Origin of the sequence: Bartonella sp. AP40SXNS, assembly GCF_042195825.1 — a bacterium.
Classification (GTDB): domain Bacteria; phylum Pseudomonadota; class Alphaproteobacteria; order Rhizobiales; family Rhizobiaceae; genus Bartonella.
Genome location: NZ_JBHIPB010000008.1, coordinates 56,784 through 69,879 on the forward strand (window position 1 = coordinate 56,784; position 13,096 = coordinate 69,879).

At 35.2% G+C, this 13,096-nt stretch carries 10 protein-coding genes and 1 pseudogene; 9 read left to right on the top strand and 2 right to left on the bottom strand.

The genetic code is table 11. The features are described from left to right. Window positions 1-724: 724 nt before the first annotated feature. Together ACFILZ_RS06715 and ACFILZ_RS06720 are read left to right on the top strand one after the other, a co-directional pair. A complete protein-coding gene (locus ACFILZ_RS06715; protein ID WP_375610592.1) occupies window positions 725-1,570 on the top strand; it encodes a TIGR01459 family HAD-type hydrolase in 846 nt (281 codons plus the stop codon). After that, the gene (locus tag ACFILZ_RS06720) at window positions 1,570-2,571 is read left to right on the top strand and encodes a bifunctional riboflavin kinase/FAD synthetase (RefSeq protein ID WP_375610591.1); all 1,002 of its coding nucleotides are present in this window, start codon (window positions 1,570-1,572) and stop codon (window positions 2,569-2,571) included. Before ACFILZ_RS06715 ends, ACFILZ_RS06720 begins: the two co-directional genes overlap by 1 nt. A 1,722-nt stretch (window positions 2,572-4,293) precedes the next feature. Here the strand turns inward: ACFILZ_RS06720 and ACFILZ_RS10225 are convergent. Then, window positions 4,294-4,520 (bottom strand): annotated as a pseudogene (locus ACFILZ_RS10225) (D-alanyl-D-alanine carboxypeptidase); the annotation flags it as partial. Window positions 4,521-4,681: 161 nt separating this feature from the next. Beyond that, a complete protein-coding gene (locus ACFILZ_RS06725; protein WP_375610590.1) occupies window positions 4,682-5,011 on the bottom strand; it encodes a TIGR01244 family sulfur transferase in 330 nt (109 codons plus the stop codon). Window positions 5,012-6,008: 997 nt separating this feature from the next. Here ACFILZ_RS06725 and parA point away from each other — a divergent pair. The 7 genes from parA (at window position 6,009) to ACFILZ_RS06760 (ending at window position 13,002) form a co-directional block, all read left to right on the top strand. Then, complete coding sequence (gene parA, locus ACFILZ_RS06730; protein ID WP_375610589.1) at window positions 6,009-6,638, top strand: ParA family partition ATPase; 630 nt, start codon at window positions 6,009-6,011, stop codon at window positions 6,636-6,638. Further along, window positions 6,635-6,865, top strand: a complete 231-nt coding sequence (locus tag ACFILZ_RS06735) for a plasmid partition protein ParG (RefSeq protein WP_273790969.1) — start codon at window positions 6,635-6,637, stop codon at window positions 6,863-6,865. Before parA ends, ACFILZ_RS06735 begins: the two co-directional genes overlap by 4 nt. A gap of 1,094 nt (window positions 6,866-7,959) precedes the next feature. Beyond that, window positions 7,960-8,226, top strand: coding sequence for an EexN family lipoprotein (locus ACFILZ_RS06740; RefSeq protein ID WP_375610588.1), 267 nt, complete (start codon window positions 7,960-7,962; stop codon window positions 8,224-8,226). A 3-nt stretch (window positions 8,227-8,229) separates the two neighbouring features. Further along, window positions 8,230-8,442 carry an EexN family lipoprotein gene (locus ACFILZ_RS06745; protein ID WP_375610587.1) on the top strand — a complete coding sequence of 71 codons (213 nt, stop codon included), beginning with the start codon at window positions 8,230-8,232 and terminating at the stop codon, window positions 8,440-8,442. A 44-nt stretch (window positions 8,443-8,486) separates the two neighbouring features. Beyond that, window positions 8,487-8,705 carry an EexN family lipoprotein gene (locus tag ACFILZ_RS06750; protein WP_375610586.1) on the top strand — a complete coding sequence of 73 codons (219 nt, stop codon included), beginning with the start codon at window positions 8,487-8,489 and terminating at the stop codon, window positions 8,703-8,705. A gap of 884 nt (window positions 8,706-9,589) precedes the next feature. Further along, window positions 9,590-9,736 (top strand): hypothetical protein, encoded by a 147-nt coding sequence (locus ACFILZ_RS06755; RefSeq protein ID WP_375610585.1) that lies wholly within the window; start codon window positions 9,590-9,592, stop codon window positions 9,734-9,736. Window positions 9,737-12,597: 2,861 nt separating this feature from the next. After that, a complete protein-coding gene (locus ACFILZ_RS06760) occupies window positions 12,598-13,002 on the top strand; it encodes a flagellar protein FlgN (RefSeq protein WP_375607272.1) in 405 nt (134 codons plus the stop codon). The last annotated feature ends 94 nt before the right edge of the window (window positions 13,003-13,096 follow it).

Sequence of the window (13,096 nt, forward strand, 5' to 3'; positions counted from 1 at the left end):
TTTTATGAGTAAAGAGCCCTCATGCAAAATAAACTCAAAACATTATAGATCTGATTGTTGTATATTCACATGTTTGTTTTAGAAGATATTTCTCAATGTTAGCGCCTATTTTACAATGGCGCTTCGTAAAGTATATAGCGTAAAAGCCTCTATAAATGGGATAAAAGCTATATTGCTATCTTTACTGAAAAAAAGATGCTCGGACGACACATACTCTCTGCCAGTTCAAAATATTACGACAGTTTTTGCCTTTGAAAGGGAGCATAAGAGCTATTTTTTCTTTCTTCACGTGTTTTTATCTGTACGCTCTCTGCTTATAATGTGTAAGCGAATAGGTTTTGATTGACTCAATATAAACAAATTTGAAATGAGAAAATATATTGGGCTTTCTCATGATGCATGTTTTTAAGAGGGGGATACGTTTATTTTCTCAGTGAAGAATTTGAGTATTTTAGATAAAAAACTCTATCAACGTCGTTGTTGTTAGAATTAAAATTTTTATGAGAAAAATGAGCATTGGGGAATGATAAGCTTTTGCTATCAAGCATTTTAGAATTTTGCACAACTTAATGATAACTTAGTTATTTTATCATTTCTTATGATCTCTATAGACGATAAAAAGTTGGGATATGGTTTGAGAAAGCAGATGACACAAGTATTATCTTTCGGTAAGTAGTTTTAAAGTAAAAGACAGCTTTAAATGACAAATAGAGATAGGTGCACCATGAATGAACTTACCCATATTGAGACTATTATAGCGCATTATGATGCTGTTTTTTGTGATGTGTGGGGTGTTGTGCATAACGGTGTGCATGCATTTGAACCAGCGTTGAAGGCGTTGTATAAAATCCGACAAATGGGAAAAACTGTCATTTTATTAACCAATTCTCCTCGGCTACAGGAAGATGTTGCTGCTCAATTACAAAGCATGAATGTTCATAGCGACTATTATGATGCCATTATCACTTCAGGGGATGTAACGCGCGATCTCATTCAGACTGCTCCACGTAAAGTTTTTTTCATTGGTTCACAACGTGATTTGGTGCTGTTTGAAGGGTTAGAGTGTGAATTTGTTGAAGAATGGGAGGCTTCTGTTGTCGTCTGTAGCGGTTTTCTTGAAGATTTTGACGAAGAACCCTCTGCTTATGAGGAGATGTTTCGTCGTATGCGGTCGCGGAATTTACCTTTTATTTGTGCGAACCCAGATGTGATTGTCCATTATGGAAATAAAGAATTTTGGTGCGCTGGTGCATTGGCTCGTCTTTATCAACAATTAGGGGGGGAGGTGCGCATTGCTGGAAAACCTCACGCGCCTATTTATGAATGTGCCTTTGAAAAACTTCAAAAAATACGGGGAACAGTAGAAAAAAGTCAAGTTTTAGCTATTGGTGATGGTCTTTTAACGGATATTAAGGGGGCGGCTCACTTTGGTCTTGATGCCCTTTATATTATGGGGGGGATTCATCATTATGATTATACGCAAAAGGGTGTGGTTGATAAGCAAGCTTTGCATTCTTTTCTTGAACATCATGGTTATAAACCACAAGCAATCATGTGGGCACTTCAGTAATGACTAATTTTTTGCGTCTTCAGGGAATTCATATGTTTCCCTCGGCTTGGCGGGGAGCAGTGTTGGCACTTGGAAATTTTGATGGTGTTCATTGTGGGCATCAGGTGGTGTTGCAAAAAGCACTTGATTTCGCGCGTATAAAAAAGAAACCATCTGTTGTTTTAACGTTTGAACCCCATCCAAGAAGTTTTTTTCAACATTCAGCTCCTGTCTATCGTTTGACAGAGGCAGCTGAAAAAGCTGAAATTTTTAAAACCCTTGGTTTTGACGGCGTGATTGAACAGCCCTTTGATGCACAGTTTGCCGCTCTTTCAGCGGACGAATTTATTAAGTCGTTTTTAAAGGAAGTTTTTGATGTTTCAGTTGTGGTGACAGGCGAAAATTTTCAATTTGGTCATCAGAAAAGTGGAAATGTACATCTTCTTTGCCAAAGGGGAGAGAAATATGGATTTGAGGTTGTGCAAGTTCCTTGCGTTGCTCGTCCTCAAGAGTCACAATCTTTGATCATTTCCTCGAGTTTTATTCGGCAACTTCTCTCACAAGGGGAAGTGGACAAAGCAGCCCATTTGTTAGGGTATCACTATCGGATACGCTCCAATATTATTCAAGGTGAAAAACTTGGACGTCTTTTGGGATTTCCTACCGCTAATCAAATGTTGCCTCCCCAAGTTCGTTTGGCTCATGGTGTTTATGCGGTACGTTTGCGTCGTGCGAACGGTGTTTTGTATGATGGTGTTGCAAGCTTTGGTTGTCGTCCAACGGTTGTTAAGGATGGGGCGCCCCTTTTGGAAACCTATTTGTTTGACTTTAACGACGACCTTTATGGGGAAAGCTGTATCGTTTCTTTTTTCCAGTTTTTGCGAGGACAAGAAAAATTTGATGGGCTTGAACCTTTGATTGCGCAAATGCATCGTGATGAAAAAAAAGCAAAAGAAGTTTTAAAGACAGTACAACCATTATCAACGTTGGATAGGCTGCTTACTTTTAAAAATATGTCCTAAACTGATCTGAAAAAGAGAGAAGAGCTGTAAAAATAGCACTTAAAGTGATTATAATCACAAAGATATATTCCAAAACATCGTGGAATATATGTTTTTTCCGTTGTTGAGAGGGAGAATCGAATATCTGAAGATCTGATTTTGGCATCATTTTTTTCAAAGTTAACGTTATGGTTTTTGTTGTCATTCAAAACTTTACTGCTTGTTTCTTTCTGATACGTTAAAACTTATCATAAAAGATGCAGTAAAGAATAAGCAACCAGCCTATTTAGCACTAATAGACGTGAAGAAGGAGAAAGGCTGTTTTTAAAATTTCTTGCGATCTTAAGCTTATAGTTTGATAAAATTTAATTGATGACTTTTTTTATTTAAAAGTTTATTGTTTCTTTTTTCTAATTTGGCTTATTATGTCATTTATGCTGTATCATCGTTTATGATGAGAGTTGGTTCGTGTAACCTTACGCATGTGATATTTTGTATTATGTAATGAATATTTTTAAAAAAGTTTTGTTTGTCGAGTCTTGTGAAGAAGATTAGTGGTCAGCAGCAGTTTTCGTGCTGACCAATCACGTAAACGAGAATGAAGCTGCTGGAAAATGCTTTAAGTTTCGTTTCTCTTATATATTGTGATGGGGAATGCATATTAAGGAGACTGCGATTGATTGTAGATAAAAGAAATCATTGCGAGAAAGCAGTTGTATTGTTTCAAAATTTCTAATGCTTTTGATGGATAAAGGCACAATTTTGTTGTCGTAACACGTCAATCTTTCAGATTTTCAAGTTAAAAACTATCCATATATTTCCTTTGTCTTTCACAAATGTAACGCCCATAATGAAAAGGAAAGACAGTCTTGTAAGGATATGAAAACACAAAGCCAATAATGTTTTGTTGTTTTTTGATAGAAATATTGGATAAAAGTTAGAACATCTTTCCAATCTATGTTCGGTCTATTCATGACTTTATGGTGTTGTTTTTCTCATAAAACTTTTTGTTTAGCGATTCTCAACGCGAGCAGTATGTTTGAGATAAGGATTAAGGCGCTTTAGTGCTCTCTCTACTGTTACAGCTTTTGTATACCAGATGGGGAGAGTCTATTGCTATATTCATTTGGATAATCTCTGAAACCGGTTTACAGCCTTATTGGGGAAAAATATGAAGTTATAAAGGGGAAAATCAGTCCAGATGACAGTCTTTTTTACATTCGGGTTTGCCACTTTCAAAAGTGTCCAGAGCAATATCTCTTAAATCATGAAAATAACAGCTTCAGGCTTTTGTTGTTCTTTGCATAGGATATCAGGTCCCACAGGTAAAATAAAATGCTGGAATGTCCTTGTTTTACTAATTTATGCACTTCTTTTAAAGAAATATCTCTCAACGCTTCTCATATTCATTTTCATGATGGCTCTCATGAATGGTATCATGCAAGTTTCGTTGAGCGCTATCATCTTTATGCCTAATAAAAGAGAATCCGACACCATCAGTTATATTGACAAGCCTTTAGTGTTGTACAGTCTAGGCTATTTGAGAGCGCTTATGAGAGTTTGTTCTTAACTCGTTTTATTTCACATGAACACTTCCTGCTTGTGACATGTAAGAAACACGCTTTTGATTGATTCACTATAAATAGACTTGAGAGAATCTTACGGTATTAGGATTTATCACTCAACGTGCAAAATAATTAATTGTTATAAATCAATATGTCGCAGTTAATCATAGATTATGGCTTACGGCTTTTTTATAAAATACTCTGCATGCCTTTTATTCGGAATATGGGTTTTCTTAGTGGTTTTACTGTCGTTTTAGGTGTCTGTGGCGTATGAATGAGCTCGTATTGGTAAAGGAAGAGAAAAAGAAGGTGGAGCAGTGATAAAAAGTGAGGTGAAAATAATTTTCTTTGATCATCATATGAATTTTCATGCATTTTTATGGCTTCGGGTGTGCATGCTTGTTGTATATTGAGGAGCAAAGCTTGCTCATAGAGTTTTATGAAATGTGAAGCCTGAGTGGAAAGGTGCAAGACAAAGATTATTGACTGATTATTTTTTTACAGATCGATGTATATTTAAGAATCTTCGTCTTTTAAGACGAGGCGGAAGTATGCAACCCCTCTGTTTAAAGACGCGCTAAGCGATAAAGATGCAGCGAGCGTGATCCGTGATGACAATAGGCAAGAAGAGGCAGAGAGGCTGTTTTTAAAATTGTTTGCATGGCTTCAACAGCTGACTTTTCTATAGTTGGAGGAGAAATGGGAATGTGATAGGCTTTTATGCCATATTCATTTGCGACCGTTTTAATGCTAGAAAAGTCAGGTTGATGGAGCTCTTCGTGATCGGGGCGGTTACAGATAATTGTTTTAAAACCAGCTTGTGCCAATGTTTTGATATTTTCTATGCTAAGTTGGGCGCTGATAAAAATATCAGGTTCAATTTGTTGTAAATTCATTTTTATTTATTCTCAATTGCACGATCTTCACGATACCCTCTGGTCTAATATATAGAAAGAACATAATGAAGGTAAGTTTTTCACTGGCATCTTAACAAAAATATTCTTTTTGTCGAGAAGATCTATTTGGGAAAAATGAGCTGTAAGATGCAAAATATCTCATTCCGCAACATGTTCGTTATGCGATCTTATAAAAGACGGATGTTTGGTCTTTATGGATAATCTATAGTGTTTACTAAACATAGATATTTCATTGTGTTGTTTGTTTACGCGCTTGCTAGAGGTATCCTTATTTCTCTTAAGCCCATTTTACTCTGTCGAGCGTCAAAGAGTATAAAATTCATGGATCACCACTCTCTTTACGCTTATGAAGAAGGAAGTCGGTACCATTGTTATATTTGCCAACCCCCAATATTGTAATAGTTCTTGGTACTTGAGATTCTGCATAAGAAGCATTTTAAATCCTTTCTTGTACAGTTCTTGCCCACACGCCAATCCCGCTTGTAACGTACAAGAGATATGATTTTGATTAATTTAATATAAGAGGCATGAAATGAGAGAATCTTCCTGATTTCAGCTCTCTCATTCAACGTGCAAAACAATGAATTCTCCTTATAGTTTGTTGTATATTCAGAGTGGAGTTTGTTTGTAGAGTTGCATTAAGTGGATTGCATGAAGGGAGAATCCCAAAAGGCCGGTGCAAAATAAGAAGCTGGATCATTTACAGCACATTGTTTACAGATCGACATGGATTTAAGAATCTTCGTTTTAGGGTAGGGGGGAAGAAGAGCATGCCTCTTTTAAATTTATTTTGTTATTTTCAAGAATATCATCTTCATAATGTTTTGCTCATGTTAAAGAATATTATAAAAAATTGCGGGCTATTGTTATTTATCCTGAAAATGGGAGAAATGGTTATTTTGCACGTATTGGATGCTTGTTTCTTTTATTACTTTCAGTATAATCGTAAAAACGATAATACTGAAAGGCGTAATGGATGATCATTGGACTTTTGAATCAAAAGGGAGGTGTCGGAAAAACGACGTTGAGTGTTAATCTTGCCGCCAGTTTTGCACGTACTGGTGCACGTGTATTGCTTATTGATGTTGATCCACAGGGAAGCGCATTGGATTGGGCTGCTGCACGTGAAGATGCACCTTTGTTTTCGGTTATTGGTTTACCGCGTGCAACGGTTCACAAAGAGATTACACAGATTGGTCATGGTTATGATCATATTATTATCGATGGTCCTCCGCGTGTGACGGATCTTGCTCGTAGTGCTCTTATGGCTTCGGATTTGGTGCTTATCCCTGTTTTGCCTAGTCCCTATGATATTTGGGCAGCGGATGGAATTGTAAAGCTGATTGATGAAGCACGCGTTTATAAAGAAAATCTTAAATCTGCTTTTGTCATTAATCGTAAAATCGTCAATACAGCGATAGGGCGTGATGTGAACGAAGCTCTTGGCATATACCTCGTGCATGTTCTTTCTTCTAGCGTTGCGCAGCGCGTGATTTTTGCAGAAGCAGCAGCACAGGGGAAGGCGGTTTATGAAGTTGATGAGCAAGGACCAGCAGCAGCAGAGATTGAAGCGGTTGCAGCGGAAATCAAGGAGTTAGCGCGATGAATAAAAAAATTAAAATCGGCACAAAACCAACCAATAAATCAATTCCTTTAACAGCGGATGCATGGGTAGGAAGCCACAAAGGGAGCATGAGTGGAGGTATGAAGCGCCTCACGATTGATATACCAGAAAGTTTGCATCGGTTGATTAAGGTCAGTTGTGCAAGTCGTGGAACTAAAATAGCTGATGAGGTCCGCGAATTGCTTTCACAAAAATACGGAAAAGTGTAAAAAATGATACGATAATTTCATTGGTTTGAGTTCTTTTTCTAGAGATGATATCGATTGTTTTTATACGAAGTTAATAATAAAAGTGCTCTTCTTTTTTCACGATGGTTGCTTCATTTAAGTTGTTTTTCATAAGGTTCTGTATCATCTTATGAAAGAGCTATGAGTTTGCGAAAAATTCTCCGTTTCAAACTTTTCCCTATAAATGTGATAATCATCATACTACTTGTGATCTTATCCGCTAGATGAATAGATAAGTTTATTCTTCCATAAAAATTATCTTGATAATGATTTTAAACATCAGGTTATTTTTGTTTATTTTACTTAATACATGGGTAAATAATGTAATAATGTAATTAAGAGTAGCGTTGATTATTTTTTTCTGTTATGCAGCAATCCGTTTTATTAAATTATATTCATGTTTATAAAGGGGGGGGATAAAAATAAGTAAAATTTACTGATATTGACGCGCTATAATTTTTCCTAATAAACAAAAGAAGTCATTGAGCATATTATAGACAATATTTCTTACATTTATATGATTTTATAGTCTTAAATAGTTAATGCCAGCTGTAATGGTACGCAAGGCAATAGGCTTTTTTCTTCAATTGGAATGTATAAGATTGCTTTTTTAGCATTTCTATTGGCTTTTAAAAAGTGCAGGGGGGGACTTAAAGCTTTCTTTTCCGGTGGTTTAGAAATGATAAGAGCGCAATTAGTTGATTAAAAGGTGTATTCTTTCGTTTGCAGGGAATTTGCAATGGGTATAGGCATAACGAATTTTGGGTAAGATATTCGTACTGTTCTCGTTACCAAGAGGTTCTTGAAGGAAAAGAAATGATTAAAAAGCTTTTTGAGAATGTCAAGATATCAGAATTTTTGCTGAAGTTTTAACACTTCAAATACAAAGAGCTGCCGTGCAGATAATGTTACAAATGCAAGTCTGATAAATGAAAGCAGTTTTCATGATTTAATATGTTTGCGTTGGAAGTGTACGTATTTGCAAAGGAAAGTTAGACGCAAGGTCACAATATAGGAGGGGATGTGAACCCAAAGATATTGTTAATAAAATATAAAACAAAGAGAGGGGTTAAATCATGAACAAGATCATTATAACAGCGCTACTGCTTTGCGTGGGATTTGTCGTTACTGGTTGTGAAAAAACTTATAGCGTAGCAGAGTTTAAGAAAGATCCCAAATTACTCAATCAGTGGTTAGAGAAATGTTTTATTGCAGGAAGTTTTGATTCAAAAAATTGTAAAAACGCAGAACAAGCTGAATTAGAAACTCGTAAAAAATGGGGAATTTTCGGCTCTGGAAAGGACGACCAAGAAAAAACTGAAGATAAAAAAGAAGGGAATTAAATCATGAATAAAGTCATTATTACAGCATTGCTCCTTTGTACTGGACTTGCTGTTACTGGTTGTGAAAAAACTTATAGTGTAAAAGAATTTAAAACAAATGAAAAATTATACGAGGAATGGGCAAAGAAATGTGAGAAGGATGATTCACCGCTCAAATCCTCTCAAAATTGTAAAAACCTTCGACAAGCATATGTAGAACTTTTTTTAAGGCCCTAAATTGTGTCCTAAACTTTGTAAATTTGAAAAAAGGGAATTTATTTATGAATAAAGTTATTATTACAGCATTGCTGGTTTGTACTGGACTTGTCGTTGCTGGTTGTGAAAAAACTTATAGCGTAGCGGAATTTAAGAAAGATAAAACATTACTCGAAGAGTGGGCAAAAAAATGTGAAAAGCTGGATCAATCTTCTATGGAGAAATCTAAAAATTGCCAACATGCCAGACAAGCATATATGGAACTTATGTTTGGCATTAATTAAAAACATACAGTTCAATAAATAAAGAATTGTTTAGTTATTGATTCTATTGCGTTTTCAGGCTATCTCTAACTTTTAGAGAGTCTTTTTATGGCTTCAAGAATTAGTCTTTTACGCTTAGTACTCTTTGTATAAACGGATGCTATACTGTCATTGTTAAGCCCAAAAGTGCTTTCAATTGTAGATAGTATTGCCTCCCAATGAGTTGTTACGTGTTACTGCTAATTTTTTAATGCTTTGGTTACATGTATTTAAAATATGAGATTAAATTTATCTTTGGGGTGTTTTTTTGCGTTTATCACAAATAAATGTTTCATCACACTAAGATCGTCTTTAAGCGTTGCGGCTAATTTCGGAAAAATTCGGAGGAAACATTTGTTTGGAAATTACTTTTCTCTGTTTTAATAAAGAGAAAAACATTCTGAATAGAATTATTATCGTTTCATACTCAAATGTTTTTCTCAAACTATTTTAAAAAAATTGCTTTTGATTTGAGAATATTATAACATTAGTTAAGTTGTGAGGCTGTTTTGCTAGGACGGTTTTGCTGGATGTGTGAGGAATTGAGCGCTCTCCACATCTTTTCATTTTTCTCCTCTCTCTTTTGTGAGTTTACAAGGGTTTTCCTTGTTATTTTTTTATCTTAATTGTGTTGTGATATTATCATGTTGAGCGGTGGAGCGCATATAAAACTTTACGTATGAGGTGTTTTTTGTTCTCGAGTGTGTGATGAATGTTTTTCTGAATAACATTTTGATTTATAAAAATAATTTAATTATTTTATGTTGAATAAGGATCTCGAATAACGTAAGCTTCTCTTATTCCAAATCTGTTCTCGGTTGAATTAATTAAAACCATCTTCTTGCACGTTACAAGCATGGAGAGCCGTGTGGATAAAAACTGTTGAAGAAAGAAGTAAAAATACCTCTTATGAACGATCTCAAGTGCTAAAGATTGTTGCAACATTTGGGGCTGGAAAAGTGTGTGATGCTGCTGGTTTATTTTCTCATAAGGGTAAAGATGGTTTTCAATAGATTTATTATAAGCTTCATGAAATATTATCCTTTAGAATTGTGATATGCCCTTGAAGGGGGGAGCAAGAGAAACTTACTCAATAAGGAGACAAATTATTTACAGATCGGATCTGGTAGAAAATTTCGTTTTTTAAGCTGGGAGTGAAGTTGAGATTCAAGATAGCGTGAAAAGACGGACACTGATGGTTAAAAATGCATACAAAAAGCAGAGTTTATACTCAAATAGTTGCAAGCGATGTTTGAAATTAGGTGTGTGGTTTATCTGTAGAATTAAAATTCTGCTTTGCTCTTATGTGAAATTAAGATGCTCATTTGCACAGATTATAAAAAGCCAAAAGAGTATGCTTAGTATATTTCTATTACGAGAACTAAAATAACAACAAAAGCATTGATGGTGATAATCAAGGTTGAATAAAGCATAGCGGCTTTTATGAGATCAGCCATAAAAACCTCTTTCTGTTCTTTTTGAGGTGATTTTATGAATAACAATATGTTACAATCTGTAATATATGCTGATACAATATATTCGGCAAGCTTAAAATTGTTCCTTTTTTTATAAAAGCTTAAGGAGTTGGAGTATTGTGAATACTAAAAAAGAAAGCTTTAAAAGGACTATTGATTGATTTTGTAAGTTTTGTGTTTCTGGAAACTTTTTTTATCCTGTTATGCTATAAAGCACTGTCATTTATAACGATAATATAAGACATATAAGTTTTCTTGGAACGTTTAAGTATTTTTTAGTGTACGATGAATATTCGTAGGTTTATTTGTTGAGCTTTTCGTTTAAGTGAATCAGATGAGGGGAAAGTCAAGAGAAGAGCGTTTGACAAAAATTCGGACTGCGTACAGAGCCGATTGAGTTAAGATCTTGGTTCTTTAAGGTGAGCGGCGGAAGACAAAAATGTTTTCTGATCGTTTATCTCATAGCAAGATTGGTTAATGCTGCTCTAATGGGGCATATTTTGCACAAAAGTAAAGAACGCTCCAAACGAAATATACTTATGTTGTATATTCGTATATTTGTATTGCATATTTATGTACTTGTTTTAAAGAAACATCTCTCAACGCACACGACAGACATTTTACGATGACACTCGTAAATGGTATAACGGTAAATGTGAATAGTATAACAGTAAAGCTCTCGTGAAATAATATAAAATTTGAATAATATAAAAATTTATAGAATGCTATCATTTTTATACTTATGAAAGAGCAAGTCACAATTATTGTATGCTTGCTTCCAATGTTTATTATAGTTCTGGGCATTTGCTAAGGTTCATAAGAGGCATTTTTCTTTCAGCGTATTTTATCAACACATCAAGGCGTTGTTTGTGATGTGCAAGCAAGTGATTTTAATTTATTCAACATGGAATAGATTTGAAATGTGATGATTATGAAAGAGAAGAGCTGCATTTAAAAGGTTGAAAACGAGAGAAAGATCGTAAACAAAAATTGTACCTTGATTATAAAATGATTGTTTCTCTGTTTTTATACCAGTAGCACATGTAAAGTCGCGATATTAAGAGCAAACTGTGTTATGGAATGAAATAATCTGTAAGAAGATGCTGTGAAAATTCTGAAAATATCAATGGGGGGAGCGTTAAGCATTATGCATTGGATAATATTTTGATTTATAGATGATAATCTATCGTTATTCAACTTGAATTAGATCCCTGAATACTGGAATTTTTTTTATTCCAAATCTGTTTCGTGGTGAATTAACCAAAACAACGTCTTTTGCAGTTACAAGCAGGGAGCGCCCATGCGCAGAGAAATTATACAAGAAAGGCCACGCTTTATGAACCGTCTCAAGTGCCAAGGGTATCAGAACATAAGGGGTTAGAAAAATATGTGATGGTGCTGGCTTGCTTCTTTTATTAAGCGTAAAGATGGAAAGTGCTCAATGGATTTTATACATGTCATGGAAGATTTATCATTGTACCATTCATGGGCCGCGGTGCTAAATAGGCTTGGGTGCACTTAAGAGATATTTCTTTAAAACAAGCGCGTGAATATGCGATTGAAGACGTATCGAACTGATTGGCTAAGAAACTCTTGAAAAGGTTCAAAAAATCTTATATAGTCGTTTATTGCAAAGAAAAGCGAATGATAATTTAAAAAAGGAAGATTGATGGCTGTTTAGCTATTTTAAGGTGTCCTTTTTTATATTGCTGTATGGCTGATCTGTTCAAAAGAGCATTCTTTTTGTGTTTTATGCAAAATACTGCATGTGTGCAGAAAGAGTATGGGAGAGGGGGGTGTCCTTTTGAATGGGTGCAAACTGATCTTGTCGGGCGCCATCTTATGGGGTGCCAGAAGGTGTACAAGTTTAAGTGCAGAGAGAGCCATGAGGTTATGGAGGGTAAAGTGCTTCTATCAGTAAAATGCTGAAATTTTTGATGGGCTTAAGTCTTTATATGCTGCAAGATAGACTGCGGTTTTTTGTCGGCAGATATTTTTGTGGCTGAAGTTCTCGTGGTGGCTGAAGTTCTCGTGAAAGCATTGTTATTTTCTAGCATTGTTATTTTCTATTGAAGATGAGCTCGTGATAAAATCGGCAAAGATAAAATCGGCAAGGCGAAATAGACAGAGCAAATATGGAAGTTTCGATATTGCTGTAAGGTTTGAGTTTATAGCGTTTTGATGGATTAGTATAGCCACAATGATGGTTTTGGAGCAAAGAAAAAATATTTGAGAGAACGCGTTAAAAGTTGAAGTGGTATACACTTTGAAGGATTGTCGTGCTGTTGTAGCAATGTTCGATTACGAGCTTGGTTGAGTGTATCAGCATTGAAGAGAACCTGTTTAATCTCCCTCATTTGAAAGTAAGATTGAACAATAGTGTTGAAGGGGAAGTAAAAATGTCTGTAGTGCAATATGGTGATGATAGTTTTGCGGCAAAAGCAAAAGTTCTTGATAACAACCTTATTGATCGTGATTGGGCGATGACAAAATTTGTTGCTGCTGTTAAAGGATTAGCTCAAGTTGTTGATTATGAAAGCAATATGCTAGAGAGCAGTGGTGTTCCAGATTACGAAGAAATAAATTTGCGTAAAATACGTGGTTTGCGTGATCTTAATAAATCCATGAGTGATGTGAAGCGCTACATGAATCAAGATATTGAGCATGAGGTTGAAAGTTTGTTGTCTGATTTACAAGAAAAATTACAGCGTAATAGTGAATTACTTCAAACACATTTAAATGCAGTTAATGATCTTTCTAAAGCTATACAACTATCTGGACGTGCAAAAGAAATAGAGGAATAAATTCAAATCTGATTAATACGGGCTGTTCTAACTAATGACAATGATTAGGTGGGGCAGTTGATTTGGATAAATAGTGCGTTTAGTGAATAGACTT

What these genes read in the sequence shown, in the direction of transcription:
- ACFILZ_RS06720 (WP_375610591.1), top strand. Translation starts at nt 1,570, where the DNA reads ATGACTAATTTTTTGCGTCTTCAGGGAATTCATATGTTTCCCTCGGCT.
- parA (WP_375610589.1), top strand. Translation starts at nt 6,009, where the DNA reads ATGATCATTGGACTTTTGAATCAAAAGGGAGGTGTCGGAAAAACGACG.
- ACFILZ_RS06740 (WP_375610588.1), top strand. Translation starts at nt 7,960, where the DNA reads ATGAACAAGATCATTATAACAGCGCTACTGCTTTGCGTGGGATTTGTC.
- ACFILZ_RS06745 (WP_375610587.1), top strand. Translation starts at nt 8,230, where the DNA reads ATGAATAAAGTCATTATTACAGCATTGCTCCTTTGTACTGGACTTGCT.
- ACFILZ_RS06725 (WP_375610590.1), bottom strand. Translation starts at nt 5,011, where the DNA reads ATGAATTTACAACAAATTGAACCTGATATTTTTATCAGCGCCCAACTT.
- ACFILZ_RS06715 (WP_375610592.1), top strand. Translation starts at nt 725, where the DNA reads ATGAATGAACTTACCCATATTGAGACTATTATAGCGCATTATGATGCT.
- ACFILZ_RS06735 (WP_273790969.1), top strand. Translation starts at nt 6,635, where the DNA reads ATGAATAAAAAAATTAAAATCGGCACAAAACCAACCAATAAATCAATT.
- ACFILZ_RS06750 (WP_375610586.1), top strand. Translation starts at nt 8,487, where the DNA reads ATGAATAAAGTTATTATTACAGCATTGCTGGTTTGTACTGGACTTGTC.
- ACFILZ_RS06760 (WP_375607272.1), top strand. Translation starts at nt 12,598, where the DNA reads ATGTCTGTAGTGCAATATGGTGATGATAGTTTTGCGGCAAAAGCAAAA.